General features: G+C 72.2%; 23 protein-coding genes. 7 read left to right on the top strand and 16 right to left on the bottom strand.

Features of this window, described 5'->3' with window-relative positions:
- Positions 1 to 21: 21 nt before the first annotated feature.
- Positions 22 to 948, bottom strand: a complete 927-nt coding sequence (locus AC2CJA_RS00180) for a menaquinone biosynthetic enzyme MqnA/MqnD family protein (protein ID WP_484600556.1) — start codon at positions 946 to 948, stop codon at positions 22 to 24.
- Between the two features lie 241 nt (positions 949 to 1,189).
- Between AC2CJA_RS00180 and AC2CJA_RS00175 the strand changes: the two genes are divergently transcribed.
- Positions 1,190 to 1,393 (top strand): cold-shock protein, encoded by a 204-nt coding sequence (locus tag AC2CJA_RS00175; RefSeq protein ID WP_093660436.1) that lies wholly within the window; start codon positions 1,190 to 1,192, stop codon positions 1,391 to 1,393.
- A gap of 253 nt (positions 1,394 to 1,646) precedes the next feature.
- On the opposite strand, the gene AC2CJA_RS00170 is transcribed toward AC2CJA_RS00175, so the two are convergent.
- From AC2CJA_RS00170 to AC2CJA_RS00145, 6 genes are all read right to left on the bottom strand, one after another.
- Positions 1,647 to 3,080, bottom strand: a complete 1,434-nt coding sequence (locus AC2CJA_RS00170; protein WP_484600555.1) for a dicarboxylate/amino acid:cation symporter — start codon at positions 3,078 to 3,080, stop codon at positions 1,647 to 1,649.
- A 394-nt stretch (positions 3,081 to 3,474) separates the two neighbouring features.
- The gene (locus tag AC2CJA_RS00165) at positions 3,475 to 3,819 is read right to left on the bottom strand and encodes a DUF4229 domain-containing protein (protein ID WP_484600554.1); all 345 of its coding nucleotides are present in this window, start codon (positions 3,817 to 3,819) and stop codon (positions 3,475 to 3,477) included.
- 28 nt (positions 3,820 to 3,847) lie between these two features.
- Positions 3,848 to 4,372: a GNAT family N-acetyltransferase gene (locus AC2CJA_RS00160; RefSeq protein ID WP_484600584.1), complete on the bottom strand. Its 525-nt coding sequence runs from the start codon at positions 4,370 to 4,372 to the stop codon at positions 3,848 to 3,850.
- Positions 4,373 to 4,415: 43 nt separating this feature from the next.
- Complete coding sequence (gene mqnE / locus AC2CJA_RS00155; protein WP_484600553.1) at positions 4,416 to 5,579, bottom strand: aminofutalosine synthase MqnE; 1,164 nt, start codon at positions 5,577 to 5,579, stop codon at positions 4,416 to 4,418.
- A gap of 138 nt (positions 5,580 to 5,717) precedes the next feature.
- On the bottom strand, positions 5,718 to 6,176 hold the full coding sequence (locus AC2CJA_RS00150) for an Lrp/AsnC family transcriptional regulator (RefSeq protein WP_093852066.1): 459 nt from the start codon (positions 6,174 to 6,176) through the stop codon (positions 5,718 to 5,720).
- A gap of 105 nt (positions 6,177 to 6,281) precedes the next feature.
- A complete protein-coding gene (locus AC2CJA_RS00145) occupies positions 6,282 to 7,004 on the bottom strand; it encodes a UbiX family flavin prenyltransferase (protein WP_484600552.1) in 723 nt (240 codons plus the stop codon).
- Between the two features lie 96 nt (positions 7,005 to 7,100).
- Between AC2CJA_RS00145 and AC2CJA_RS00140 the strand changes: the two genes are divergently transcribed.
- Positions 7,101 to 8,267 carry a hypothetical protein gene (locus AC2CJA_RS00140; RefSeq protein ID WP_484600551.1) on the top strand — a complete coding sequence of 389 codons (1,167 nt, stop codon included), beginning with the start codon at positions 7,101 to 7,103 and terminating at the stop codon, positions 8,265 to 8,267.
- Positions 8,268 to 8,438: 171 nt separating this feature from the next.
- Positions 8,439 to 9,059, top strand: coding sequence for a rhomboid family intramembrane serine protease (locus AC2CJA_RS00135; protein WP_484600550.1), 621 nt, complete (start codon positions 8,439 to 8,441; stop codon positions 9,057 to 9,059).
- Between the two features lie 45 nt (positions 9,060 to 9,104).
- On the opposite strand, the gene mqnP is transcribed toward AC2CJA_RS00135, so the two are convergent.
- A complete protein-coding gene (mqnP, locus tag AC2CJA_RS00130) occupies positions 9,105 to 10,025 on the bottom strand; it encodes a menaquinone biosynthesis prenyltransferase MqnP (protein ID WP_484600549.1) in 921 nt (306 codons plus the stop codon).
- Complete coding sequence (locus AC2CJA_RS00125; RefSeq protein WP_484600548.1) at positions 10,022 to 11,473, bottom strand: menaquinone biosynthesis decarboxylase; 1,452 nt, start codon at positions 11,471 to 11,473, stop codon at positions 10,022 to 10,024. The genes mqnP and AC2CJA_RS00125 overlap by 4 nt, the downstream gene beginning before the upstream one ends.
- A 135-nt stretch (positions 11,474 to 11,608) precedes the next feature.
- Between AC2CJA_RS00125 and AC2CJA_RS00120 the strand changes: the two genes are divergently transcribed.
- On the top strand, positions 11,609 to 12,043 hold the full coding sequence (locus AC2CJA_RS00120) for a PLD nuclease N-terminal domain-containing protein (protein ID WP_484600547.1): 435 nt from the start codon (positions 11,609 to 11,611) through the stop codon (positions 12,041 to 12,043).
- A 37-nt stretch (positions 12,044 to 12,080) separates the two neighbouring features.
- On the opposite strand, the gene ccsB is transcribed toward AC2CJA_RS00120, so the two are convergent.
- The 6 genes from ccsB to hemL form a co-directional block, all read right to left on the bottom strand.
- Positions 12,081 to 13,205 carry a c-type cytochrome biogenesis protein CcsB gene (gene ccsB / locus AC2CJA_RS00115; protein WP_484600583.1) on the bottom strand — a complete coding sequence of 375 codons (1,125 nt, stop codon included), beginning with the start codon at positions 13,203 to 13,205 and terminating at the stop codon, positions 12,081 to 12,083.
- Positions 13,206 to 13,210: 5 nt separating this feature from the next.
- Complete coding sequence (gene resB, locus AC2CJA_RS00110; RefSeq protein WP_484600546.1) at positions 13,211 to 15,025, bottom strand: cytochrome c biogenesis protein ResB; 1,815 nt, start codon at positions 15,023 to 15,025, stop codon at positions 13,211 to 13,213.
- A 1-nt stretch (position 15,026) separates the two neighbouring features.
- Positions 15,027 to 15,791 carry a cytochrome c biogenesis CcdA family protein gene (locus AC2CJA_RS00105; protein WP_484600545.1) on the bottom strand — a complete coding sequence of 255 codons (765 nt, stop codon included), beginning with the start codon at positions 15,789 to 15,791 and terminating at the stop codon, positions 15,027 to 15,029.
- 5 nt (positions 15,792 to 15,796) lie between these two features.
- Entirely contained in the window at positions 15,797 to 16,414 is a 618-nt protein-coding gene (locus tag AC2CJA_RS00100) for a TlpA family protein disulfide reductase (RefSeq protein ID WP_484600544.1), read from the bottom strand.
- Between the two features lie 191 nt (positions 16,415 to 16,605).
- On the bottom strand, positions 16,606 to 17,262 hold the full coding sequence (locus AC2CJA_RS00095; protein ID WP_484600582.1) for a histidine phosphatase family protein: 657 nt from the start codon (positions 17,260 to 17,262) through the stop codon (positions 16,606 to 16,608).
- Between the two features lie 146 nt (positions 17,263 to 17,408).
- Positions 17,409 to 18,740, bottom strand: a complete 1,332-nt coding sequence (gene hemL, locus AC2CJA_RS00090; RefSeq protein WP_484600543.1) for a glutamate-1-semialdehyde 2,1-aminomutase — start codon at positions 18,738 to 18,740, stop codon at positions 17,409 to 17,411.
- A 126-nt stretch (positions 18,741 to 18,866) separates the two neighbouring features.
- Between hemL and AC2CJA_RS00085 the strand changes: the two genes are divergently transcribed.
- Both AC2CJA_RS00085 and AC2CJA_RS00080 read left to right on the top strand, forming a co-directional pair.
- The gene (locus AC2CJA_RS00085) at positions 18,867 to 19,481 is read left to right on the top strand and encodes a hypothetical protein (RefSeq protein ID WP_484600581.1); all 615 of its coding nucleotides are present in this window, start codon (positions 18,867 to 18,869) and stop codon (positions 19,479 to 19,481) included.
- A 148-nt stretch (positions 19,482 to 19,629) separates the two neighbouring features.
- Entirely contained in the window at positions 19,630 to 20,409 is a 780-nt protein-coding gene (locus tag AC2CJA_RS00080) for an SDR family NAD(P)-dependent oxidoreductase (RefSeq protein ID WP_484600542.1), read from the top strand.
- A 69-nt stretch (positions 20,410 to 20,478) separates the two neighbouring features.
- Here AC2CJA_RS00080 and argS read toward each other — a convergent pair whose 3' ends face one another.
- Positions 20,479 to 22,299, bottom strand: a complete 1,821-nt coding sequence (gene argS / locus AC2CJA_RS00075) for an arginine--tRNA ligase (RefSeq protein ID WP_484600541.1) — start codon at positions 22,297 to 22,299, stop codon at positions 20,479 to 20,481.
- A gap of 176 nt (positions 22,300 to 22,475) precedes the next feature.
- Between argS and lysS the strand changes: the two genes are divergently transcribed.
- A complete protein-coding gene (lysS, locus tag AC2CJA_RS00070) occupies positions 22,476 to 24,212 on the top strand; it encodes a lysine--tRNA ligase (protein WP_484600540.1) in 1,737 nt (578 codons plus the stop codon).
- The last annotated feature ends 38 nt before the right edge of the window (positions 24,213 to 24,250 follow it).

The raw sequence follows: 24,250 nt of genomic DNA, 5'->3' as shown, positions 1-24,250 counted from the left end.
CCCGTACGGCCTTTCGGCAGGTCAGTCCGTCCGGTCGGGCGGGCCGGGGCGGTACGGCGAGGGGGTGCGACCCCGGCTCAGGAGCTCGACGCGCACATCGGCCGGGAATCCGGTGGTGGGTCCGGTCCGGCGGGCGAACTCGGCGATTCCGTGGAGCTGTTCGGGGTCCAGCCGGAAGTCCAGGGTGGTGAAGTAGCGCTCCAGCAGTCCGGCGTCGAACGCCTCCCAGCGTGCCGCCTGCTCGGCCACCTTGCCGACCTCCTCGAGGGACAGGTCGCGGGAGGCGAGGAAGGCCCGGTGGACCTCCCGCACTGTCTCCGGCTCGCGTTCCAGGTAGTCGCGGCGGGCGGCGAAGACGGCGAAGACGAACGGCAGACCCGTCCACTCCTTCCACATCAGCCCGAGGTCGTGGACCCGGAGGCCGAGCCGGGGCGCGTCGTGCAGGGAGGCGCGCAGCGCGGCGTCGCCGATCAGCACGGCGGCCTGGGCCTCCTGCATCATCAGGCCGAGGTCGGGCGGGCAGGTGTAGTAGTCGGGGGCGAGGCCGTGGCGTTCGGCGAGCAGCAGCTGGGCCAGCCGCACCGAGGTGCGGGACGTGGAGCCGAGGGCGACGCGCTCGCCGTCGAGGGCGTCCAGCGGCACCTTGGAGACGATCACGCAGGACATCACCGGCCCGTCGCAGCCCACCGCGATATCGGGCAGCGCGACCAGCCGGTCGGCGTTGCGGAGGAATTCCACGAGGGTGATCGGGCCGATATCGAGATCCCCGTTCACCAGCTGTTCACTCAGTTTCTCCGGGGTGTCCTTGGTGAGCTCCAGGTCCAGCAGGGTGCCGGTGCGGGCGAGTCCCCAGTAGAGGGGCAGGCAGTTGAGGAACTGGATGTGCCCGACGCGGGGCCGCCTCCGCAGGGGCTCGGCGACGGGCTGGTCAGCGTCATTGGTGTCCACCTCGCGAGGCTATCCCCGCAGGTCCGGCTCGCCTCCTCGGGGGTGCTCACCCGGACGGGCGCGCCGGAACATGATCACCCTTCCACTCCGGTGGGCACCGTGCTACGCTCACAGCAAGTTGCAGTTTGGTTTCCCTTGCAGTACAGAGCCTGCGGAGCATGTGACCGCGGGCTCTCGTCGTTTTCAGAGTTCTTCAGTGGCTTCTGGAGCAGGGCAACCCTTATAGGCCCAAGGAGGGCTTATGGCTACCGGAACCGTCAAGTGGTTCAACGCCGAAAAGGGCTTTGGTTTCATCGCCCAGGACGGCGGCGGTCCCGATGTGTTCGTTCACTACTCCGCGATCAACGCGAACGGTTTCCGTTCCCTGGAGGAGAACCAGGCGGTCACCTTCGACGTGACGCAGGGCCCGAAGGGTCCGCAGGCGGAGAACGTCACCGCGGCCTGAGTTGCCCGGCTCGGCCAGATCTCCTGGCCGTGACGGCGTATGCCGCCCGTGAGGGCGGCGCGGCGCCGGCAGACGACCGGATAAGCAGTACCCAAGGAGCCCCCGCCCCGGCGGGGGCTCCTGCCTTTCCCGGGCCCGGCCCGGGGTGCGGCGCCACCCCGGCGCGGTACGCCGCGGGCCCCGCACGCCTCCCGCACCCGGGGCCCGGGTGCGGGAGGCGTGCGGGGCCCGGTGGGCGCCGTGCGGGGCCCGGTCAGGCGGTGGCGGGGGCCGGCTCACCGCTCCGGCGGTCCCCCGTCCCTCCGGCACCGCCGGTGCCGTCGAGGGAGTCGATGTCGAAGCTCCGGGCGCCGCGGAAGGCGTCCAGGTCGAGGATCCTCTCGCGGGCCGCGACCACGACCGGGACCACCGCCTGGCCGGCGACGTTGGTGGCCGTCCGGATCATGTCCAGGACCGGGTCGATCGCCAGCAGCAGACCCACGCCCTCCAGCGGCAGGCCGAGGGTGGAGAGGGTCAGCGTGGTCATCACGGTGGCGCCGGTGAGACCGGCGGTGGCGGCCGATCCGATGACCGAGACGAAGGCGATCAGCACGTAGTCGGCGACGCCGAGGGAGATCCCGAAGATCTCCGCGACGAAGATCGCGGCGAGCGCCGGGTAGACCGCCGCGCAGCCGTCCATCTTGGTGGTGGCCCCGAACGGCGCGGCGAAGGAGGCGTACTCCCTGGGCACCCCGAGCCGTTCGATGGCCTTCTGGGTCACCGGCATGGTGCCGACCGAGGAGCGGGAGACGAAGCCCAGCTGGATGGCGGGCCAGGCGCCGCGGAAGAACTGCAGCGGACTGACGCGGGCGGCCAGGGCCAGCAGCAGCGGGTAGACGCCGAACATCACCAGCAGGGAGCCGATGTAGACGTCGGCGGTGAAGGTGGCGTACTGGCCGATCAGATCCCAGCCGTACTGGTCGATGGCGCGGCCGATCAGGCCGAGGGTGCCCAGCGGGGCCAGCCGGATGACCCACCACAGGGCCTTCTGCAGCAGGGTGAGGGCCGACTCGGCGAAGGAGAGCAGTGGTGCTGCCCTCTCCCCGATCCGCAGCGCGGCGATGCCGGCGACGGCGGCCATGAAGACGATCTGCAGGACGTTCAGCTCGGTGAACGGCGTGACCACGTCGGTGGGGATGATCCCGGTGAGGAAGTCCAGCCAGGAACCGGCCTGTTCGGGCCGGGCGCCGTCCTTCGGGGACAGTCCGGTGCCCTCGCCCGGATTGGTCAGCAGACCGATCGTCAGGCCGATCCCGACGGCGATCAGCGAGGTGGCCATGAACCACAGCAGGGTGCGTCCGGCCAGCCGGGCCGCGCCCGAGACGTTCCGCAGGTTGGTGATCGAGACGGTGATGGCGAAGAAGACCAGCGGACCGACGGCCAGCTTCAGCAGCTGGACGAAGGTGCCGCCGATCCTGTCGAGGGCGGTGCTGAGCCAGGCGATGTCGCCGCTGCGGGCGGCCCAGCCCAGCAGGGCTCCCAGGACCAGTCCGAGGAGGATCTGGGCCCAGAAGGGGACTCTGGCGAGGCCTGTGCGGCGCTTCGGCCCGGTGGACGCGGCGGTCTCGGTGGACACGGCGGTCTTACCGGGCTCGCCGGGCGCGCTGGATGGCGTGTTGGAGGACACGGACACACTCCGGTGGGACATGTGACGGGGACAGAGTTCTCTGGGGGGTTCTCCGGGTTCTGCGCGTGCGTCGAGGACACGACGGTCCCGGAGAACCGGGAAAGAGGGAAGAGCGCACCGGAGGAAACCCGGCCGCCGTGGTCGCGCGGGGCTCAGCCGATGCGACAGGCCGCGGACAGGCAGCGGCAGAGGTCGACGTGCAGCCGGGCCACGAGCATCGTGCTCCTGGCCTGGGGAGTGGTGCGGGCTGCGCTCGTCATGGTCCTCACGCTAACACCGGGCCCCGGGTCTTCCCGGGTGCCGCCTGGGCGGAACGGTTTCCGCCGACGCACAACGCCCCGCGGGGGGAAGGGCATTCCCGGCGGGGCGTCGTGAGGGAGTGTGACGAGGGTTACGTGCGGCGAGGAGCCCGCCCTCAGTCCTCCTGGCTCTGGTTGGCGGCCAGCTTCCGCTTGGCATGGTCCACGCGCTCGGCGATCCGCACGGACATCTCGTCGCGCTGCCGGCGCAGCAGCACCAGGCTGAGCGGCGCAGAGACGACCATGGCGAGCATCAGCAGCCACAGCGGGTTGGCCTTGCCGATGGCCTCGGGCAGGACGCCGACGTAGGCGAGCACCGCGACGACCACGAAGCAGGCGAGGAAGACGCCCAGCCGCATGGCCGTGTAGCGGAGCGTCGCGTGCGGCTTGCGGACCGGCGCGGCGGCGGACGCGGTGTCCGGTCCGGTGTTCGTGTTGCCGGTCTCCGAGGTGCTGGTCACGGTGGTGGATCCTTTCGGCGTGGCCGGGTCAGCTGAGCCGGAGCCACATGGTGATGTCGTCCCGGAGGTCGTCGTCCGCGACGCGGATGGCATCGGGCACGCGTCCGACCTCCTTGTAGCCGCACGAGCCGTAGAAGTGCTCCAGCCCGAGCCCGCCCCGGCAGGTGAGCCGGATGCCGTGGACGCCGTCCATGCCCCGGGCGGCCTCCTCCACGGCGGCCATCAGGGCCCGGCCCTCACCCCGGCCCTGGCGGTCGGGGCTCAGCATCACGGTGTACAGCCACACCCAGTGTCGCATCAGCCGGTGTGTGTTCGGCATCAGGAAGGCGGTGCCCGCGACCCGGTCCTCCTCGTCGTACGCCGCCAGCAGCCGCGCCCGCCCCCCGGCCATCGCCGTCAGGTGCCGGGCCAGCTCGGGCCGTACCTCCTGGGCGGTCACCGGCGGTGCGAAGCCGACGGCGCCGCCCGCGTTGGTCACCCGCGCCCACAGGTCGCAGATTCCGTCGGCCAGCCGCCGGTCGACGGGAGGATCGAGTACGTACCGCAGTGTCATCGAGCCGTTCTCACCGGTGTTCCGCGTCACGCCCGACGCCGGATCACAGCCGCATCGGCTGCGGCGACTCGCGCCGCGCCGGGTCCGGGCCGTCGTACTCGCGGACGATCTCGTAGCGGGTGTTGCGCTCGATGGGGCGGAAGCCGGCGTCGCGGATCAGCTCCAGCAGGTCCTCCCGGGTGAGCTTGTCGGGGGTGCCGTAGTTGTCCGCGTCATGGGTGATCTTGTACTCGACCACCGAGCCGTCCATGTCGTCCGCGCCGTGCTGGAGGGCGAGCTGGGCCGTCTGCACGCCGTGCATCACCCAGAACACCTTCACGTGGGGCACGTTGTCGAACAGCAGCCGCGAGACCGCGAACGTCCTGAGCGCCTCCGCGCCGGTGGCCATGGTGGTGCGGGCCTGGAGCCGGTTGCGGACCTTGCCGTCCTTCATGTCCACGAAGTCGTGCTGGTAGCGCAGCGGGATGAAGACCTGGAAGCCGCCGGTCTCGTCCTGCAGTTCACGCAGCCGCAGCACGTGGTCGACGCGGTGGCGGGGCTCCTCGATGTGCCCGTACAGCATGGTGCAGGGCGTCTTGAGACCCTTGGAGTGCGCCAGACGGTGGATGCGCGACCAGTCCTCCCAGTGGGTGCGGTGGTCGACGATGTGCTGCCGCACCTCCCAGTCGAAGATCTCCGCGCCGCCGCCGGTGAGCGACTCCAGTCCGGCGTCGATCAGCTCGTCGAGGATCTCGGAGGCCGACAGGCCCGAGATCGTCTCGAAGTGGTGGATCTCGGTGGCGGTGAACGCCTTCAGGGAGACGTCCGGCAGGGCCTTCTTCAGCTCCCGCAGCGAGCGCGGGTAGTAGCGCCAGGGCAGGGTGGGGTGGAGGCCGTTGACGATGTGGAGCTCGGTGAGGTTGTCGCCCTCCATCGCCCTGGCCAGCCGCACGGCCTCCTCGATGCGCATGGTGTACGCGTCCTTCTCCCCCGGCTTGCGCTGGAAGGAGCAGTAGGCGCACGAGGCCGTGCACACGTTGGTCATGTTCAGGTGGCGGTTGACGTTGAAGTGGACGACGTCACCGTTCTTGCGGGTGCGCACCTCGTGGGCGAGGCCGCCCAGCCAGGCCAGGTCGTCGGACTCGTACAGGGCGATGCCGTCCTCACGGCTCAGCCGCTCACCGGCGCGGACCTTCTCCTCCAGCGCGCGCTTGAGCCCAGCGTCCATGCCTCGCCGCCTCCTTGTTCGGTGTGTACGGGGTCGCGGGTCCTGCGGGGCCGTCCTTCGCGGGCGGCTCACTGAGCCTACGCCTGCCCCGCCGCGCACCGGGCGGGGCCCCGGGGTGCGGGCGGGCGGCGGACGCGGTCACTCCTCCTCGGTGGGCAGTACGCCGACCCGGTTCTCCCACTTGGTGGAGAGCACGATGGTGGTGCGGGTCCGCGAGACGCCCTTGGTGCCCGAGAGCCTGCGGATCGTCCGCTCCAGGCCGTCCACGTCGGTGGCGCGCACCTTGAGCATGAAGGAGTCGTCCCCGGCGATGAACCAGCAGTCCTCGATCTCCGCCTGGTCCCGCAGCCGCTCCACCACGTCCTCGTGGTCGACGGAGTCCGAGAGCTGGATGCCGATCAGGGCGGTGACGCCCAGGCCCAGGGAGGGGGCGTCGACGGTCGCGCGGTATCCGGTGATGACGCCGGCCGCCTCCAGCCGGTTGATGCGGTCGGTCACACTGGGGCCGGAGAGGCCGACGAGCCGGCCCAGCTCCGCGTACGAGGCCCTGCCGTTCTCGCGCAGCGCCTGGATGAGCTGTCTGTCCACCGCGTCCATGCGTCCTGGTGCCTTCCGTCGTTCGGGCCGTCGTACGGGCTGTTCGGCTGTCGGATACCGCAAGAGCTTTCCGTAATCGAATCTAAGGCATCCGGGGGCGTCGCCCTACGACTGCCTCTGTGCGCCCCCCAGCTCACCTTCCCATCGGCGGTAGAGATCGTGCGGAACGCCCAGTGCGTCCAGCGCGCGGCCGGCGACGAAATCGACCAGTTCCTGGATGTGCGCCGCCCCCGCGTAGAACGCGGGCGAGGCCGGCAGCACCACGGCCCCGGCCTCGTCCAGGGTGACCAGGTGCCTGAGCGTCTGGCCGTTCAGCGGCGTCTCGCGCACGGCGACGACCAGCGGGCGGCGCTCCTTGAGCGTGACGCTCGCCGTGCGCTGGAGCAGGTCCTTGGAGAGCCCCAGGGCGATGCCCGCCACGGACGCGGTGGAGGCCGGGACGACGATCATGCCCCTGGCCGGGTACGAGCCGGACGACGGACCCGCGGCCAGGTCGCCGGCGGGCCAGTACCGTACGGTGCCGGCCGCGTCACCGGCCGAGCCCGGCTCCGGGCCGGTCCGGGAGCCGGACTCGGGGACCGCCACGTCGTACGCGCCCGGGGAGCCGTCCGCGCCCCGGGCCAGCCAGCGGCGCAGGTCCTCGCGCCAGTGGGCGTCGCGGAAGGGGTGGCCGGTCTCGTCCAGCAGGGTCAGCCGGGAGGCCCGGCTGACCACCAGGTCCACGTCCTCGCCCGCCGCGAGCAGCGCGCGGATCACCGACGCGGCGTACGGCGTCCCGGACGCCCCGGATACACCGACGATCCACGGCCGTCGCACACTGTCCCTCACGGCACCGAGCCTAACGGCCGCCGTACCGCCCTCCCGCGCCGACCGGGGTACTCCGGGCCCTGGCCGTCTCCGCCCCCGAAGTAGTTGGATCGCCGCATGTCCCGTACGCCCCGCACGCCCGTCGCGCACCCCGAGCGCCTCCCGCTCGCCTCACGCACCCCAGGCGCCCCCCGGAGCCCGCGCGCCGGGCGCATGTGCCTGGCGGCGGCCGGCTGCGCCCTCCTGGTCGCCGCCGCCTGTGGGACTCCCCAGAAGAGCGGCGCCGAGGCCAGGGCCCGCCAGTCCGTCGAGAGGCTCGGCGAGTGGGAGACGGTGTCGGTCGCCGTGCGCGTCGAGGCCCCCGCCGACGAGATACACGCCTTCCTGCGGCGCAACCACGAGCGGGGCATGGGCCCGGCGGCCTCCCGCACCGACGCGCTGCTGCTGTCCCGGATGGAGACGGCGTTCGTGTTCGGCGCGGACGGGCCGCTGAAGGACCTCGGCCGGAAGGACAGGGTCGACACGGCCGCGTCCGTGAACTTCGGCAACCGGGACGTGGCCGCCTACAAGTCGGTCGGCGCCGACTTCTACGTGCGCGCCGACTGGGCACGGCTGGCGCACGAGACGGACCGGAGCCGCGAGACGGTGGTGCAGGCGGCCGAACTGGCCCGCTCGGCGGACGGCCTGCCGCCCTCCCTGGCCGCCGCCCGGGACATGCTCGAGGGCCGGTGGGTGCAGATAGACCCCGAGGAGTTCGACCACTTCGCGCGGGCGGTGGGCGGCAAGTACGGCGAGCGCGCCCAGCGGCTGGCCAACAGTGTGGACCTCCTGCAGAGCGCCCGGGCCCAGCACCATGTGATCGGCGCGGTGCGCCGGGCCCTGGACGACCACGCCGTCCTGCGGGACGCCGGGCGGGCGGACGGCACCGAGCGCGTCAGGGTGACGCTCCCGGCCCGCGAGGTCGCCGACGGCCTCGCGGAGGCGCTGGCCCCGCTGGAGGACCGCTTCGACGGGATCGGGTTCTCCTGGCTGGAGCGGGCTCCGGACCGGCGGGTCACGGCGGAGCTGGCACTGCGCGGCGGCGTCCTGTCGGGAATGACGGTGGATCTGGCGCAGTTCACCGGGGGGACGGGCGCCGGGGGTTCGGCGGAGATACCGCTCACGATGTCCTTCGCGCCCGGTTCAGCGGTTCCGGTGAAGGCCCCGCGGGGAGCCAGGTGGCTGGATCCGCAGGACGTGATGGCCGCGGTGCTCTACGGGGAGCTGGGCTCGTCCCGGCCCTGAGTCGCACCGGCCGGAACTACCGACACGTTCCGTGACGTTCTCAGGACGTACGCGGTGGTGGAACGGGCAGACCGGAAGACGGCGGCGCTGCCGCCGGCGTCGGCATCGGCAGTGGTGTCCGGGGTGCCGGGGATGCCGGGACCGACAGCGGTATCGAACGGGAGAGACCGGATGGTGTACGGACCGACGGCCGGGGCGTCCCGCCCCTCACGCGCCTCCAGAGCGGTGTCGGCGGGGGCGCTGATGGCGTCCTGGGTGGCGCTGCTGTGGGTGCTGGAGGCCGTCGACGTGGCCACCGGCAACTCCCTGGACCCCTACGGCATCTCGCCGCGCGAGACGGACGAGCTGGCCGACGTGGTGCCGGCGGCTTTCCTGCACTTCGGCTGGGACCACGTGGCGGCCAACAGCCTGCCGCTGCTGGTGCTGGGCTTTCTGGCGGCCGTCCGCGGAATAGGCCGCTTCCTGGCCGTCTGCCTGACGATCATCGTCGTCAGCGGCCTCGGTGTCTGGCTCACCGCGCCGGAGAACTCCCTGACGGCGGGCGCCTCGGGCGTGGTCTTCGGTCTCTTCGGTTATCTGCTGGTGCGCGGTTTCGTCGACCGGGACGCACTCGACATAACCGTGGGCATCACGGTCGTGCTGCTCTACGGCTCGATCCTGTGGGGCGTGCTGCCCACGGCACAGGGCGTCTCCTGGCAGGGGCATCTGTTCGGGCTGATCGGCGGGGTGCTGGCGGCGTTCTGGTTCCGCCGGTCGGCGCCGGCCTCACGAGTCCGGCGGCGGATACCCTGACCACCAGTCCTGACCTGATCGGCCGGACCGGCCGGGGCCGCACCGTCAGACCGTCAGGCCGCGCAGCACCAGATCGAGCAGGGCGCAGCCGAACAGCGCGATCCCGATGAAGCCGTTGACGGTGAAGAACGCCCGGTTCAGCCGGGACAGGTCGCCGGGCCGCACGATGGAGTGCTCGTAGACGAACGCCGCCACCACGACCACCAGCCCCGCCCAGTACGGCGCGCCGGCCCCGGTCAGCACCCCGTACCAGGCCAGCAGCGCCGCGGTGACGGCGTGGGAGCCGCGGGCCCCGTACAGCGCGGCGGCTATGCCGAAGCGCGCCGGGACGGACCGCACCCCGTGGGCCCGGTCGGCGGCCACGTCCTGGCAGCCGAAGATCAGGTCGAAGCCGCCGATCCACACGCCCACCGCCAGCCCCAGGACCAGCGCCTCCCACGACCAGGCGCCGGTGACCGCGATCCAGGCGCCCACGGGCCCCATGGCCTGCGCGAGCCCGAGTATGGCGTGCGGGAAGTCGGTGAACCGCTTCCCGTACGGGTAGACCACCATCGGCACCACGGCGACGGGCGCGAGCATCAGGCACAGCGGGTTCAGCAGCGCGGCGGCTCCCAGGAAGACGGCGAGCGCGACCAGCGCCCCGGCCCACGCGGTGCGCACCGACAGCGCCCCGGTGACCAGCTCGCGCCCCGCGGTGCGCGGATTGCGGGCGTCGATCTCCCGGTCGATGATCCGGTTGGCGGCCATCGCGAAGGTCCGCAGCCCCACCATCGCGACGGTGACCAGGAGCAGCTCCCGCCAGTGGACCGTGCCGTCGTCCAGGAACATCGCGGTGAGCGAGGCGATGTAGGCGAAGGGCAGCGCGAAGACCGAGTGCTCGATCATCACCAGCCGCAGGAACGCCCTGACCCGGCCGGCGGGCCGGGCGGGCCGGGGACCCGCGACGCCCTCGGTGACGGCGCTCACAGCCCGTACTCCCGCCAGCGGCGGTCGACCTTCTCGGCCGTGTCGGGGTCGGACAGGACCATGTCCGGCCAGCCCCCGTCGCGCGTGTAGCCCTCCTCGGGCCACTTGGCGGTGGCGTCGATGCCCGCCTTGCCGCCCCAGAACTGCTGGTAGGAGGCGTGGTCCAGGTGGTCCACCGGCCCCTCGGTGAGGAGGAGGTCGCGGGCGTAGTCGGTGTTGCCCAGGGCGCGCCAGGCGACCTCGTGCAGATCGTGGACGTCGCAGTCGGAGTCGACCACCACGATCAGCTTGGTCAGCGACATCATGTGCGCGCCCCAGATGGCGGACATCACCTTCTGCGCGTGCTTGGGGTACTTCTTGTCGATCGAGATGATCGCGCAGTTGTGGAAGCCGCCCGCCTCGGGGAGGTGGTAGTCCACGATGTCCGGGACGATGATCTTCAGCAGCGGCAGGAAGAAGCGTTCCGTCGCCCGGCCCAGCGGCCCGTCCTCCGTCGGCGGACGGCCCACGACGATGGACTGGAAGACCGGCCGTCTGCGCATCGTCACGCAGTCGACGGTCAGGGCCGGGAAGTCCTCCTGCGGCGTGTAGAAGCCGGTGTGGTCGCCGAACGGCCCCTCCGGGAGCATCCTGCCCGGCTCCAGCCACCCCTCCAGCACCACCTCGGCGCGGGCGGGGACCTGGAGCGGCACCGTCTCGCAGTCCACCATCTCCACCCGCCTGCCCTGGAGGAACCCGGCGAACAGGTACTCGTCGATGTCGCCCGGCAGCGGCGCGGTGGAGGCGTAGGTGACGGCGGGCGGGCAGCCGAAGGCGATGGCGACCGGCAGTCGCTCGCCGCGCCGTGCGGCCGTCTGGTAGTGGTTGCGGCTGTCCTTGTGGATCTGCCAGTGCATCCCGATGGTGCGCCGGTCGTGCCGCTGGAGGCGGTACAGGCCCAGGTTGCGGATGCCGGTCCCGGGGTCCTTGGTGTGGGTCAGTCCCAGGTTGAAGAAGGAGCCGCCGTCCTTCGGCCAGGTGAACAGCGCGGGCAGCTTCTCCAGGTCGACGTCGTCGCCGGTGAGGACCACCTCCTGGACGGGAGCCTCCTTCACCTTCCTCGGCGGTACGTGCGCCATCGCGCCGAGCTTGCCGAACGCCTCGCGCATCCCGACGAAGCCCTGCGGCAGCTCGGGGCGCAGCAGTCCGCCGATCTTCTCGCTGATGTCGTCGTAGGAGGACAGGCCCAGCGACTTGAGCGTGCGGCGGTCGGTACCGAAGACGTTCATCGCCAGCGGCATGTCGGAGCCCCTGACGTTCTCGAAGAGCAGCGCCGGACCGCCGGACTTCTGGACCCGGTCGACGATCTCCCCGACCTCCAGATGGGGATCGACCTCGGCCTTGATCCGTACCAGGTCGCCGTCGCGCTCCAGGGCCCGCAGCAGCGAGCGGAGATCGTCGTATGCCATACGGGCAAGTATCCGACACCGATTACCCTGGGCGTGTCACGGGGCCTCCTCCGGCTCCGGCCAGGCATCCCGGACCACGGGCCCGCACAGGGACCGGCACCTGCCGCACTACACGCTTCCAGGGGGCGTTGCCCAATGCTCAGGCTTCTTCCGACCGTTCTGATCCTGGCAGTGTGGATCTACGCCTTCATCGACTGCCTGAACACCCCCGAGGACGAGGTCCGCAAGCTGCCGAAGCTGGCATGGGTCTTCATCATCGTGCTCTTCGGCTCGGTGCTGTTCGGGCCCATCGCCTGGTTCCTGGCAGGACGGCCGCGCAGGAACGCGCCCTACGGCGCCACCCGCTCCGCCGAGCGCCGCTGGGTCGCGCCGGACGACAACCCCGACTTCCTGAAGTCGATCAATGAGCACGGACGGCAGCGCCCCGAGACGCCGGAGCCGGAACGGAAGCGGGAGCCGGAGTCCGGTGAGGAGCGGGGCAGGAAGGCCGGCGGCGCCGACAGCTCCGGCAGGGAGGCCGACAGGGAGAACGGCGGGCCGGAGGACACCACCCCGCCCGCCGCCTCCTGAGAGCGCGCCCGCGTCGCCTCGCGTCACGTCGGGGCGGTCACACCCCGCCGTAGGAGTGCAGGCCGTCGAAGAAGACGTTGACGCCGTAGTAGTTGAACAGGAAGCACAGGAAGGCGATCAGCGCCAGGTACGCCGCCTTGCGCCCCTTCCAGCCCGCCGTGGCACGGGCGTGCAGGTACGCCGCGTAGCCGACCCAGGTGATGAAGGACCAGGTCTCCTTGGGGTCCCAGCCCCAGTAGCGGCCCCAGGCGTTCTCGGCCCAGATGGCGCCCGCGATGATGGTGAAGGTCCAGAACGGGAAGACGGCGGCGTTGACGCGGTAGGCGAAGCCGTCCAGCGAGGCGGAGCTGGGCAGTCGCTCCAGCACGGAGGTGGCGAAGGCGCCCGGCCGGCCGCCGGCCTCCAGCTTGGCCTCGTGGCGGTCCCGGAACAGGTACAGCAGCGTGGAGACCGCGCCGAGGTAGAACAGCGCGCCGCACACGATGGCCAGCGAGACGTGGATCCACATCCAGTACGAGTCGAGCGCCGGGACGAGCTGGTCGCTCTCGGTGTAGAAGACCACGATGGCCAGGCCCAGGTCGAGCAGCACGGTGGTCACCAGCGGCAGCCCGATCCAGCGGATGTCCTTCTTCGCCACCAGGAAGGCCAGGTAGGCGCCGACGGCGACCATCGAGAAGGCCGTCGAGAACTCGTACATGTTGCCCCAGGGGGCGCGCTGGACCGACAGGGCGCGGGTGAGCACCGCGCCGAAGTGCAGCAGGAAGGCCAGCACGGTGAGCGAGACGGCGATCCGGCCGTACAGGTCGCCCCGCTCGTCGCCGCCGTGCGCGCCCGGACCGTCCGGCACACCGGCCCGGCGGCCCGGGGCGGAGCGGGTGACGACCGCGGGCCGCTCCAGCACCTCCGTGCCGCCGCCGGAGGTGCGCACGGTGACGGAGACCTTGTCGGCACCCTTCCCCGCGGCGGTGCTCCGGGCGCCCGCGGGCTTTCCGGAACCGTCGGCGGTCAGCGCGGCGGCGGTGCGGGCCACCTTGCTGCGGCTGCCGAACACCCACTCCACGATGTGCGCGACGAAGGCCAGGGCGTACACGGCCATCGCCGACTTGATCAGCAGGTTGCTGAACTCGGCGAGACCCTCGTTGGCTGCGACGGCGATGTCCACTGGGTTCACTCGTTCTCTCCTCGTGACGAGGGGCCGGCGTCCTCGGTGGCAGCCGGTACGTCTTCTGCGGTCCCCCCTGTGCTTCCCCCCGCGTCCCGGCCGGCGGCCGGTTCCGCCGCGGGCGGCGCGTCGTCCTGGAGGGCGAAGGCCAGCTCGCCCAGTTCCTCGGGGAGCCGCGCGGACTCGCTGCGGCCCAGCCCGGCCATCTCCACCACGGTGACGCCGTCCGCGCCGCGCCGGGCGCGGACCCACACCCTGCGGCGCCGGACGAACAGCGAGCCGGCCAGGCCGAGCACGGCTGCGACGGCCCCGCCCAGCGCCCAGCCCTCCCCGGGCTCCTGGGAGATCTGGAAGCTGGCCCACTGCTCGACGCGGTCGAAGGTCAGCGTGCCCGCGCCGTCCGGCAGCTCCACCGACTCGCCGGGGCGCAGGTCGGCCCGGAACAGGTCGCCGTCCTCGGCCTCGAACTGCTCCATCTTGTCGGTGTCGAGCTGGTAGACGTTCTGCGGGAGTCCCGCGTCGACGCCCAGGTCACCGTGGAAGGCGTTGAGGGAGAGCACCGGGTAGTCCAGCTCGGGGAAGGTCGAGTGCGGCCCGCGCTCCGCGTCGATCCCGTAGGTGGGCGTGAAGATGCCCTGGAAGCCGAGCTGCTCCTTCTCGCCGTCCTTGTCGCGGTAGTCGGTGACCTTGATGACGCCCGTGGAGGTCAGGCCCAGGCTCTCCTGCGGCAGGAACGGCACCGGGCCCCGGTACGCCATCTTCCCCTGCCCGTCGGTGACGGTGACGACCGGCGCGTAGCCGTGGCCGACCAGGAAGACCTTGGAGTCGCCGACCTTCAGCGGGTGGTTGACCTCGATGGAGGTCTTCTTCTCGGGGCCGTCGGCGCCCTCCCAGTACGAGACGTCGGCGCGGAAGGTGCGCGCGGTGCCGCGCTGCGGGCCGGTGCGCTCGAAGGAGGCGTGGAACTCCTCCAGCGTGAAGCCGAAGACGTCCAGGTCGCCGGTGTCGTACAGCGACCCGGAGGTGAAGTCGTCGTAGTGGACGAGCGTGTTGGAGAACCCGTCGCCCTCCACGATGAGCTTGCCGCCCTCGGAGTTCCACAGCTGCCCGGCCGCGAAGGCGAGCAGCATCACGATCAGCGAGATGTGGAAGACGAGGTTCCCGGCCTCGCGCAGGTAACCCTTCTCGGCCGCGACCGAGTCCCCCGAGCCGGACCCGCCGGACCCGCCGGACCCGTCCGGCACTCCGGGCTCCTCGGCCGGGGAGGTGCGGAAGCGGCGCCCCCGCAGCAGCGTCCGTGCCGCCCGGAGCACCCGCTCCGGCTCGGCCTCGGTGCGCCAGGTGGTGTGGGCGGGCATCCTGGTCAGCCGGCGCGGCGCCTGCGGCGGCCGGGAGCGGAGCTGGCCGGCGAACTGCCGGCTGCGCGGGAGGATGCAGCCGATGAGCGAGACGAACAGCAGGATGTAGATCGCGGAGAACCACACCGAGCTGTAGACGTCGAAGAGCTGGAGTCTGTCGTAGACCTCCGCCAGCGTCCCGTTGCGCTCCCTGAAGTCCCGCACGGCGAAGGCGTTCGCGCCGTTCTGCGGGATCAGCGAACCGGGGACGGCGGCGAGCGAGAGCAGGAAGAGCAGGATCAGCGCGATCCGCATCGAGGTGAGCTGCCGCCAGAACCAGCGGGCCCAGCCCACCGGCCCCGGAACGGGGACGTCGACCGCCGGGTCCTCGCGGGGGGCCGTGGAGATCCGGCCGCCCGTCTCCCGCTCCTCGGCGTCGGCCCGGGTGTCGTCGGGGGCCTTCCCGACATCGGCTGTGGGCATCTCAGATCCCTACGGTGAAACTGGAGGTCCAGGTGAGCATTTCGGTCAGCAGCAGGTCCCACACCCCGGTGAGCATCAGGACCCCCAGCGCGACCAGCATCCCCCCGCCGATCCGCATGACCCACGCATAGTGCCGCTTGACCGCGGCGAAGGCGCCGATCGCCCGCCGGAAGGCCACCGCCGCCAGTATCAGCGGCAGGCCCAGACCCAGGCAGTAGACGACTGTCAGCAGCGCCCCCCGCCCCGCGCTCGCCTCGTTGAACGCCAGCACGTTGACGGCGGCCAGTGTGGGTCCCAGACACGGGGTCCAGCCGACGCCGAAGAGCACACCGAGCACGGGGGCCCCGGCCAGGCCCACGGCCGGTCTGCGGTGGAAGCGGAACTCGCGCTGCCCGACCCCCCTGAGCAGCCCCGCGAAGAGCAGGCCCATGGCGATCAGGACCACGCCCAGGATCCGGCTGATCGTCTCCTGGTGCCCCAGGAGGGTCTGGCCGAAGTATCCGAAGAGGGCGCCGCCCGAGACGAAGACCGCCGTGAAGCCCGCGACGAACAGGGAGGAGCCGATCACCATCCGCCCTCTGCGCGCCTCGGCCAGGTCGGCGCCCCCGATCCCCGTGACGTAGGAGAGGTAGCCGGGGACGAGCGGCAGGACGCAGGGGGAGAAGAACGACACCAGCCCGCCCAGCAGGGCGACGGGGATCGCCAGGAGCAGACCGCCGGTCAGGACGGTCTCGTTGACCCCCGTGGCCGAGGCGAGGTGGAGCATCCCTCTCACTCCTCCTCGACCAGGGGGTCGATCATGGAGCGGAGTTCCTCCTCGCCGAGCGGCTTGAGGGCCCGGGCGGCGATCCTCCCCTCCCGGTCGAGGACGAGGGTGGAGGGGATGGCCTGCGGGTTGAGGCTGCCCTTGGGGAAGCGCAGCAGGAGCTTGCCCGAGGGGTCGTAGAGGCTGGGGTAGGGCACCTCGTACTCCTCCTCGAAGCGCTGGGCCGGGACGCGGTCGAGGTCACGGGTGTTGATCCCGACGAACCGCACCCCCCGGTCCTCGGTCTCCCCGGCCACCTTCACCAGGTGCGGCATCTCGGCGCGGCAGGGCGGGCACCACGACCCCCAGACGTTGAGGACCACGACGTCGCCCCGGTAGTCGGCGACGTCGAGCCGCTCGCCGTCCACCGTCTCGCCGGAGAGCTCGGGGGCGGGCTCGCGGTCGGCCGGCTCCACCTCGGTGACCGCGCCCGTTCCGTCCACGTAGTTCTTGCCGGAACCGCTGCTCTGCTCCTGACCGCCCTCACCGCCGCAGCCCGACAGGAGCAGCGCGCAGACCGCCGCGGCGGTGACGGCCGCGGACCGCCGGGATCGGCCTGGGGAGCCGGTAGCGCGAAGAAACATGTGAAAAGTTTCCCATGGGCCTCGCGCAGGCGTTCCCCCGCCCCCGCCAAAAGGCCCCACCGGGCGATAACCCGACAACTCCCCCCGTCCGGATGTGACTTGGGTCACTCCTGGATGCGGTCGCCGGGCGGCCGCGACCGGCTCCGGAACCGCCGCCCCGCGGCCCTTCGCGGGACGGCGGCGCGAACCGGTCAGGCGCCGAACCCGGGGCCCCCGCCCCCCTGCCCCCTGACCGGCTTCGCCCCGGCCCTCAGGTGCGGCGGCACCAGATCGCGGGCCGGCTCGCTGTAGCCGACCGAGACGATCCGGTCGCCGACGAAGGTGAAGGTGGTCAGCGACGCCAGGGTGCACTGCCGCCTGCGCGGGTCGTGCCACAGCCGGCGGCGCTCGACGAAGCTGCGCACCGTCCAGATCGGCAGCTGGTGGCTGACGCACAGCGCCTCGTGGCCGCGGGCGGCGTCCCGGGCGGCCTCCAGCGCCGCCATCATCCGCACCACCTGGTCGATGTACGGCTCGCCCCACGACGGGCGGAAGGGGTTGCGCAGGTGCGGCCAGTTGGCGACCCGCCGCAGGGCTCCGTCACCGACGCCGAAGGTCCTGCCCTGGAAGATGTTCTCCGCCTCGATCAGCCGCTCGTCACCGGCCACGTCCAGGCCGTGGGCCTTGGCGATCGGCGAGGCGGTCTCCTGGGCGCGCTCCAGCGGGGAGGCGACGACATGGGAGATGTCGCGCCCGGCCAGGTGCTCGGCGACCCGCTCGGCCATACGGCGGCCCAGGTCGGAGAGGTGGTATCCGGGCAGGCGCCCGTAGAGGATCCCCTTGGGGTTCTCCACCTCGCCGTGCCGCATCAGGTGGACGACGGTGCGCCTGCCGCCGCCGTGCTGCTCGCGCTCCCCCGCCGTCTCGCCGGTGACCGCCACGTCCGCCGGATCCGTCATGCCCGCGGGGTCCGCCGACTCCGCCGGGTTCGGGGCGCCCCCGTTCGGCTCGCCGGTCATGCCCCCTCCTCCGCGGCCGCGGCCCGCGCGGCGGCGCGTGCGGCCGACGGCAGGGCGGCGGCGATCCGCTCGACGGCCCGGCCGTCGTGGGCGGTGGAGACGAACCAGGACTCGAAGGCCGAGGGCGGCAGATAGACCCCCTGGGCCAGCATCTCGTGGAAGAAGGCGGTGAAGCGGAACGACTCCTGGCGCCGGGCCGCGTCGTAGTCCGCCACGTCCTCGTCGGTGAAGAAGACCGAGAACATGTTGCCCGCGCTCTGCAGCCGGTGCGCCACGCCCTCCCCGGCCAGCGCCTCGGCGACCAGCGTGCGGATCTCGGCGGAGACGGCGTCCAGCCGCTCGTACGCCGCGTCGTCCAGCAGACGGAGCTGGGCGAGGCCGGCGGCGGTGGCGACCGGGTTCCCGGACAGGGTGCCGGCCTGGTAGACGGGGCCGGCGGGGGCGAGGTGGGCCATCACGTCGGCCCGGCCGCCGAAGGCCGCGGCCGGGAAGCCGCCGCCCATCACCTTGCCGAAGGTCATCAGATCCGGCACGACGCCGTCCAGGCCGTACCAGCCGGCCTTCGAGACGCGGAATCCGGTCATCACCTCGTCCGAGACGTACAGCGCGCCGTTCTCCTCGCACAGGCGCTTGAGCCCGGCGTTGAAGCCGTCGCGCGGCGGCACGACGCCCATGTTGCCCGGCGACGCCTCGGTGATCACGCAGGCGATCTCGCCGGGGTGCGCGGCGAAGGCGGCGGCGACCGAGTCCAGATCGTTGTACGGCAGCACCAGCGTGTCCCCGGCCTGCGCGCCCGTCACACCGGGGGTGTCGGGCAGGGCGAAGGTGGCCACCCCCGAGCCGGCGGCGGCCAGCAGCGCGTCGACGTGCCCGTGGTAGCAGCCCGCGAACTTGACCACCTTGGCCCGCCCGGTGAAGCCGCGCGCCAGGCGGATCGCGGACATCGTGGCCTCGGTGCCGGAGGAGACCAGCCGCACCCGGTCGACGGGGGCGACACGGGCGACGATCTCCTCGGCCAGCCCGACCTCGCCCTCGCCGGGCGTGCCGAAGGACGTACCGCGCGCGACCGCCGCGCGGGCCGCCTCGACCACGGCGGGGTGGGCGTGCCCGAGGACCATCGGGCCCCAGGAGCACACGAGGTCCACGTACTCACGTCCGTCGGCGTCGGTGAGGTACGGACCGGTGCCGGACACCATGAAGCGGGGCGTACCGCCCACGGCGCGGAAGGCGCGCACCGGAGAATTCACGCCTCCGGGCGTCACGGCGGCGGCACGGTCGTACAGCGACTGCGATACTGGGGCATCGTACGGATAGCTCACGCAAGCCATGGTCTCAGAGCCTCGCGCGCATGTGCGGCCGGGCGTTTCACAGCCCGCCAGAAGGGGAGGTCTCTGGAAGTCTCTGAGACGATGATCTGGTTGCGCGGCGGGGGCCGCAAGTGGTCGGGTGGTGACATGCAGCGCGGTGGCGGACTGGGCGAGGGCACGGGGGACTTGGGCCGGGGACCCAGGCGGGCGCGGGGGCGCCACCGGCGGGACCGCGACGCGAGGGCGGTCGGCGAGACCGGAGGGGCGGCCGGAGCCGGTACCGCCGGGGCCGAGGGCACGGAGACGAGGAGCAGCAAGGGTGGCCGGGTGGGGGTGACCTACAAGTACTTCGGCGCGCCGGACGGCGCCACAGCCGCCCGTGTGCCCATCACGATGCGCCCGGACGAGCTCGGCGGGGACGAGCTGGGTCACGGCATGTTCACCAGGATCAAGCCGGAGACGATGGCCGCCATGGTCCTCACCGGCATCGAGGGCGTCCCGCTGCACAGGGTGCCGCCCCTGGAGCTGGTCGTCCTCCACTCCGACTACGCCGTGGTCAAGCTCCCCATGACGGTCGTCGACCCGCTGCGCGGCGTCGGGGAGGAGTCGGTGGGCGCCGCCGCCTTCATCTGGTCCACCGTCCCCGACCGGGGCGGCCCGTGCGACGCCTTCGACGTCTACCGCCTCCTGCACGAGTGGCAGGACTTCAGCCACCGGCTCCACGAGGCCGGCCACCAGCCGTACTGCCTGGTCTGGCCCTGAGGACCCCGTCGCGGGAGCGCGGGCCGGGCCGGCCGGGGCCTCGCCGATCGCACACGCGCCGCGGGGCGGATGAACCGGCCGCCTTGTCCTTCGAGATCCTTCGAGGCGATCCGACCGGAAACGCCCGCCACCCTGCGAGGAGCCCCTCATGCCCCTGCCCGCCGAGCAGCAGCCCACCGCCGTCGTCACCGGCGCGAGCAGCGGTATCGGCGCCGCCGCCGCGCGCCGACTGGCCGCCGCCGGGTACCGCACCGTGCTCACCGCCCGCCGCGCCGACCGCGTGGAGGAACTCGCCGCCGAGCTGAACGCCGGCGGGCACCGGGCCGAGGCGCACCCCCTGGACGTCACCGACCGCGCCGCCGTGGACGCCTTCGCCTCCCGGCTCGGCGCCCTCGCCCCCGGCAGCGTGCTGGTCAACAACGCCGGCGGCGCCCTGGGCCTGGACCCCGTGGCCACCGCCGACCCCGCCGACTGGCAGTCGATGTACGAGGTCAACGTGCTGGGCACGCTCCACGTGACACAGGCCCTGCTCCCGGCCCTGACCGCCTCCGGCGACGGCACCGTGCTCGTGCTCTCCTCCACCGCGGGCCACGGCACCTACGAGGGCGGCGCCGGATACGTCGCCTCCAAGCACGGCGCCCACGTCCTGGCCGAGACCCTGCGCCTGGAGCTGTGCGGGCAGCCGGTGCGCGTCGTCGAGATCGCGCCCGGCATGGTGCGCACCGAGGAGTTCTCCCTCACCCGCTTCCGCGGCGACGCCCAGCAGGCGGCGAAGGTCTACGAGGGCGTCGCCGAACCGCTGACCGCCGAGGACGTGGCCGACACCGTCGTCTGGGCCGTCACCCGCCCCCCGCACGTCAACGTCGACCTGCTGGTCGTCCGCCCCCGCGCACAGGCGTCCAACACCAAGGTGCACCGCGAGCGCTGAACGGCGGGCCCGCGCCGGATATCCCCCCTCCGGAGCGGGCCCGCGGCCCGCCCCCGGAGCCCGGAGACCTCAGAGCCGCTCGGGGGTGCGGATGCCCAGCAGCGCCATGCCCTGCCGCAGGGTGCGGGCCGTCAGGTCGCACAGGAAGAGCCTGTTCTCCCTGACCGCCTCCGACTCCGCCCGGATCACCGGGCACTGGTCGTAGAACGTCGTGTAGAGCGAGGCGAGCTGGTAGAGGTACGCGGCCAGCTTGTGCGGCTCGTACGTCTCGGCCACCCCCGCCAGCGTCTCGGCGAACTCGTCCAGGTGCAGGCCCAGCGCCCGCTCGGCCGGGGCCAGTTCCAGCTCCGGGTGCGCGGCGGGCCGCGCACCGCCCGCCTTGCGCAGGATCGACTGGATCCGGGCGTAGGCGTACTGGAGGTAGACGCTGGTGTCGCCGTTGAGCGAGACCATCCGGTCCAGGTCGAAGACGTAGTCGCGCGACATGGACGTCGACAGGTCGGCGTACTTCACCGCGCCGATGCCCACCTGGGCGCCGCGTTCGGCGATCTCCTCCTCCGTCAGCTCCAGACCGCCCTGCTCCGCCTTCTCCCGCACCACGGCCGTGGCCCGCTCGACGGCCTCGCCCAGCAGGTCCACCAGCCGGACCGTCTCGCCCTCACGGGTCTTGAAGGGCTTGCCGTCCTTGCCCAGCACCGTGCCGAAGGCGAGCTGCCGCGCGGCGCCCTCGGGCAGCCAGCCGGCCCGGCGCGCGGTCTCGAAGACCATCTTGAAGTGCAGCGCCTGCCGGGCGTCCACCACGTACAGCAGGGTGTCGGCGCCCAGCTTCCCCGTCCGGTCGCGGATGGCGGCCAGGTCGGTGGCGGCGTAGCCGAAACCGCCGTTGGACTTCTGCACGATCAGGGGGACGGGCTTGCCGTCGGGGCCCTTGACGTCGTCGAAGAACACACACAGCGCGCCCTCGGAGCGGACCGCGACGCCGCTGTCCTCCAGCTCCTTCACGACTTGCTGGAGATCGTCGTTGTAGGCGCTCTCGCCGACCACGTCGGCGTCGCGGATCTCCACGTCGAGCTGGTCGTAGACCGCGTGGAAGTAGATCATCGACTCGCCGACGATCCTCCGCCACATCTCCAGCGTGTCCTGGTCACCGCTCTGCAGGAGCACCACCCGGTCGCGGGCCCGCGCCTTGAACTCCTCGTCGGAGTCGAACAGCGCCCGGGACGCCTTGTAGAGCCGGTTCAGCCGGGACATCGCGGCCTCACCGGACGCGCCGGAGCCGCCGGCCTCCTCGCCGGAGGCGTGGTCCAGCTCGTGCGGGTGCTCGACCAGGTACTGGATGAGCATGCCGAACTGCGTGCCCCAGTCCCCGATGTGGTGCCGCCGGACCACCTTCTCGCCCCGGTGCTCCAGGATCTGCACGATCGCGTCGCCGATCACCGTCGAGCGCAGGTGCCCGACGTGCATCTCCTTGGCCACGTTGGGCTGCGAGTAGTCGATGACGGTGGTGCCGGGCCGCTCGGCGTACGGCACGCCCAGCCGCTCGTCGGCCGCCCGTGCCGCCAGCGTCCGCACGATCGCGGCATCGGAGACGGTGATGTTGAGGAAGCCGGGTCCGGAGACCTCGACGCCGGCGATCTCGTCCGCCTCCGGCATCGCCTCGACCACCCTGCCCGCCAGCTCCCGCGGGTTGCCCCCCAGCTTCTTGGCCAGCGCCAGCATCCCGTTGGCCTGGAAGTCCGCCCGGTCGCTGCGTCGCAGCATGGGGTCTCCCCAGCCCGAAGAGCGAGGGGAGGGGTCGGCACCCGATGCCACAGCCTCCGGCAGGGCTGCCGAGAGGGCGTCCGCGACGCGCTGGTGGACGGTTGCGGCAAGGGAGGGGACCGAGGCCATGAAGGAGTGCCGTTCCTCTGAGTGGGGTTTTCGGACCGGTCCAGTATCCCACGCGGCCCACCACCGGAGCGCGCGCTTGTCACGGGCGCGGGGCCCGCACCGCGTCTGAAACAATGGAGCCGTCATCTTGGACACCACAGCTTGGACACCACAGCCAGGAAAGGGACGTGCCGACCGTGGCTCAGAGCACAGAGGCCGACTGGGTCTCCCGCATCGCGGACGAGGTCATCGCCGAGGCGGAGCGCCGCGCCCCCGGCAAACCGGTCGTCTGCGCCTCGGGTCTGAGCCCCTCCGGCCCCATCCACCTGGGCAACCTCCGCGAGGTCATGGTGCCGCACCTCGTCGCCGACGAGATCAAGCGGCGCGGCGTGCCCTGCGAGCACATCCTGTCCTGGGACGACTACGACCGCTTCCGCAAGGTCCCGGCGGGCATCGAGGGCGTCGACGCCTCGTGGTCGGAGCACATCGGCAAGCCGCTCACCCTGGTGCCCGCGCCTCCCGGCAGCGAGCACTCCAGCTGGGCCGAGCACTTCAGGGCCGCCATGGTGCGGGCGCTGGACGAACTGGGCGTCGAGGTGCGCGGCATCAGCCAGACGGAGATGTACACCTCCGGCGCGTACACCGAGCAGATCCTCTTCGCCATGCGCGAGCGCGCCCGCATCGACGCCGTCCTGGACCGCTACCGCACCAAGGTCACGCCCGAGAGCGCCGCCAGGGCCCCGAAGAAGCAGGGCAAGCCCATGGACGACGCGGAGATCGAGGCCGCCGAGGGCTCGGGCGCCGCGGGCGAGGACGACGGCAGCACGGGCGACGCCGGGTACTTCCCGTACAAGCCGTACTGCTCCGTCTGCGACCGCGACCTGACGACGATCACCGCGTACGACGACGAGAGCACGCGGATGACGTACGTGTGCCGGTGCGGCAACGAGGAGACGGTGCCACTGTCGGAGCACCGCCGCGGCAAGCTGGTCTGGAAGGTCGACTGGCCGATGCGCTGGGCGTACGAGGGCGTGGTCTTCGAGCCCTCCGGCGTGGACCACCAGTCCCCCGGCTCCTCCTACGTCGTCGGCGGACAGCTGGTGCGGGAGATCTTCGGCGGCGAGCAGCCGATCGGCCCGATGTACGCCTTCGTCGGCATCAGCGGCATGGCGAAGATGTCCAGCTCCAAGGGCGGGGTGCCCACCCCACTCGACGCGCTGGAGATCATGGAGGCCCCGCTGCTGCGCTGGCTGTACGCCCGCCGCCGCCCGAACCAGTCCTTCAAGATCGCCTTCGACCAGGAGATCCAGCGGCTCTACGACGAGTGGGACGCCCTGGAGCGCAAGGTCGCCGAGGGCGCCGCGCAGCCCGCGGACGCCGCCGCGCACCGCCGTGCCACCACCACGGCCGGCGGCGAACTGCCCCGCACCCCGCGCCCGCTGCCGTACCGCACACTGGCCTCGGTCGCGGACATCACCACCGGGGACGAGGCGCAGACGCTGCGCATCCTGAGCGAGCTGGACCCGGACAACCCGGTGGGCTCCCTGGACGAGACGCGTCCGCGCCTGGACTGCGCACAGCGCTGGATCAGCACCCACGTCCCGGCCGGACAGCGCACCCGGGTGCGCGAGGAGCCGGACAGCGAACTGCTGGCCTCGCTCGACGACGACGCGCGCGAGTCGCTGCGGCTGCTGCTGGAGGGTCTGGACGAACACTGGTCGCTGGACGGGCTGACCACGCTGGTCTACGGCGTGCCCAAGATCCGGGCGGGCCTGTCGCCGGAGGCCAGGCCGACGCCGGAGCTGAAGGTGGCCCAGCGCGCCTTCTTCGCGCTGCTGTACAGGCTGCTGGTGGGCCGTGACACCGGCCCGCGGCTGCCCACGCTGCTGCTGGCAGTCGGCGCGGACCGGGTGCGCAAGCTGCTGGGCGCCTGACGCAGGCGCCCGCCCGTGCCGGGCCCCGGCACGGGGCG

Source organism: Streptomyces sp. ATLC9 (assembly GCF_057196705.1).
This window is presented reverse-complemented; position numbering and strand designations above follow the sequence as displayed.

What these genes read in the sequence shown, in the direction of transcription:
- mqnE (WP_484600553.1), bottom strand. Translation starts at nt 5,579, where the DNA reads ATGGACGCTGGGCTCAAGCGCGCGCTGGAGGAGAAGGTCCGCGCCGGT.
- hemL (WP_484600543.1), bottom strand. Translation starts at nt 18,740, where the DNA reads ATGGCTTGCGTGAGCTATCCGTACGATGCCCCAGTATCGCAGTCGCTG.
- AC2CJA_RS00105 (WP_484600545.1), bottom strand. Translation starts at nt 15,791, where the DNA reads ATGCTCCACCTCGCCTCGGCCACGGGGGTCAACGAGACCGTCCTGACC.
- AC2CJA_RS00095 (WP_484600582.1), bottom strand. Translation starts at nt 17,262, where the DNA reads ATGCGGCACGGCGAGGTGGAGAACCCCAAGGGGATCCTCTACGGGCGC.
- resB (WP_484600546.1), bottom strand. Translation starts at nt 15,025, where the DNA reads ATGCCCACAGCCGATGTCGGGAAGGCCCCCGACGACACCCGGGCCGAC.
- AC2CJA_RS00085 (WP_484600581.1), top strand. Translation starts at nt 18,867, where the DNA reads ATGCAGCGCGGTGGCGGACTGGGCGAGGGCACGGGGGACTTGGGCCGG.
- AC2CJA_RS00080 (WP_484600542.1), top strand. Translation starts at nt 19,630, where the DNA reads ATGCCCCTGCCCGCCGAGCAGCAGCCCACCGCCGTCGTCACCGGCGCG.
- AC2CJA_RS00120 (WP_484600547.1), top strand. Translation starts at nt 11,609, where the DNA reads ATGCTCAGGCTTCTTCCGACCGTTCTGATCCTGGCAGTGTGGATCTAC.
- AC2CJA_RS00135 (WP_484600550.1), top strand. Translation starts at nt 8,439, where the DNA reads ATGGTGTACGGACCGACGGCCGGGGCGTCCCGCCCCTCACGCGCCTCC.
- AC2CJA_RS00170 (WP_484600555.1), bottom strand. Translation starts at nt 3,080, where the DNA reads ATGTCCCACCGGAGTGTGTCCGTGTCCTCCAACACGCCATCCAGCGCG.
- AC2CJA_RS00150 (WP_093852066.1), bottom strand. Translation starts at nt 6,176, where the DNA reads ATGGACGCGGTGGACAGACAGCTCATCCAGGCGCTGCGCGAGAACGGC.
- argS (WP_484600541.1), bottom strand. Translation starts at nt 22,299, where the DNA reads ATGGCCTCGGTCCCCTCCCTTGCCGCAACCGTCCACCAGCGCGTCGCG.
- AC2CJA_RS00125 (WP_484600548.1), bottom strand. Translation starts at nt 11,473, where the DNA reads ATGGCATACGACGATCTCCGCTCGCTGCTGCGGGCCCTGGAGCGCGAC.
- AC2CJA_RS00160 (WP_484600584.1), bottom strand. Translation starts at nt 4,372, where the DNA reads ATGACACTGCGGTACGTACTCGATCCTCCCGTCGACCGGCGGCTGGCC.
- AC2CJA_RS00100 (WP_484600544.1), bottom strand. Translation starts at nt 16,414, where the DNA reads ATGTTTCTTCGCGCTACCGGCTCCCCAGGCCGATCCCGGCGGTCCGCG.
- AC2CJA_RS00175 (WP_093660436.1), top strand. Translation starts at nt 1,190, where the DNA reads ATGGCTACCGGAACCGTCAAGTGGTTCAACGCCGAAAAGGGCTTTGGT.
- AC2CJA_RS00140 (WP_484600551.1), top strand. Translation starts at nt 7,101, where the DNA reads ATGTCCCGTACGCCCCGCACGCCCGTCGCGCACCCCGAGCGCCTCCCG.